At 64.2% G+C, this 1,196-nt stretch carries 2 protein-coding genes; both read left to right on the plus strand.

Features of this window, described 5'->3' with window-relative positions:
• Positions 1-853, plus strand: an 853-nt coding sequence (locus ABD088_RS17210; RefSeq protein ID WP_343903207.1) for a tyrosine-type recombinase/integrase, incomplete at its 5' end; no start/stop codon positions are given.
• A partial coding sequence (locus tag ABD088_RS17215) for a helix-turn-helix domain-containing protein (RefSeq protein ID WP_343903208.1) occupies positions 840-1,196 on the plus strand: 357 nt, incomplete at its 3' end. The genes ABD088_RS17210 and ABD088_RS17215, both read left to right, overlap by 14 nt.

Consider the following 1,196-nt stretch of genomic DNA (forward strand, 5'->3'; position numbering starts at 1 on the left):
CCTGGCGAAGTCCACCACGCGCGGCTACCAGGTGATGGTGCGTGCATTCTGCGACTTCATGATGGATCCACGCTACGGATGGGCAGGTGAATGCGAGAAGCGGTTCGGCAGCGCCCCTCAACAGATCTGCCACGACTGGAACACGGTAAGGCACCTGGCCGAATACGAAGGCCGGCCCGAGCGCAGGGCGTTGACCTATGACGAGCTGGAGCGATTCTTCACCTATGCGGATGGGCGAGTCGAGACCATCATCCAAGCTGGGCGCAAGGGGGCGCTAACGGCGCTCAGGGATTCACAGATCTTCAAGACCACGTATGCGTATGGTCTGCGGCGTGCCGAAGTGGTCGGACTCGACGTAGCGGATCTGCGGCCAAATCCGGCAGCGCCCGGGTATGGAACCTACGGTTGCGTTGAAGTGCGATGGGGCAAGGCGAGCCGCGGATCCGGGCCCAGGCGGCGCACGGTCCTCACCGTGCCCGAACTGGACTGGGTCATCGAAGGCCTGGAGCAATGGGTCCACGAAGGCCGTGACCGGGTGGCCACGGATTCCGGGGACGCCTTGTGGACCACCGAACGCGCCACCCGCGTCTCACTGCGCTACCTGGATGATCGTTTTGCCGAGATCCGCGACGGCGCCGGGCTGCCGCGGGAACTGAGCCTGCATTGCCTGCGGCACACATACGTGACGAACCTGATCGAATGGGGCTACTCGGAGCGCTTCGTCCAGGACCAGGTCGGGCACCTCTACGCCTCCACCACCGCCATCTACACCTCGGTGGGGAACGACTACAAGAACCGGGTGATTGCCCGGGCCCTCTCGCGAATCTACGGAGCAACCGATGCCCACACCTGAAACCCCTGCAAACACGGTTGCATGGTACCTGCGGGACCTGATGGCCGCCGCCGGAATGTTCAAGACCACGGACCTGGTCGAGCCGCTCCGGAAAGCGGGCGTGCAACTCTCGCGCGAGCAGGTATTCCGCCTGGTCACCAAGCCACCAGCCAGGCTCAACATGGAGGTCCTCGCCGCACTCTGCCTGGTCTTGGACTGCACCCCGAACGATCTCATCAAGATCGTCCCGGCCGAAGTAGGATTCCGGAAAACCGGAACAACAGACCCGGCAACCTCTACCGGCTCCTCCATCGGATCACTCCGGCCGGTGCCGGCCCGCATCCACCGGCCCTCCGACCCCGGA

This window comes from Arthrobacter rhombi (genome assembly GCF_039526245.1).
Lineage (GTDB): Bacteria > Actinomycetota > Actinomycetes > Actinomycetales > Micrococcaceae > Arthrobacter_H > Arthrobacter_H rhombi.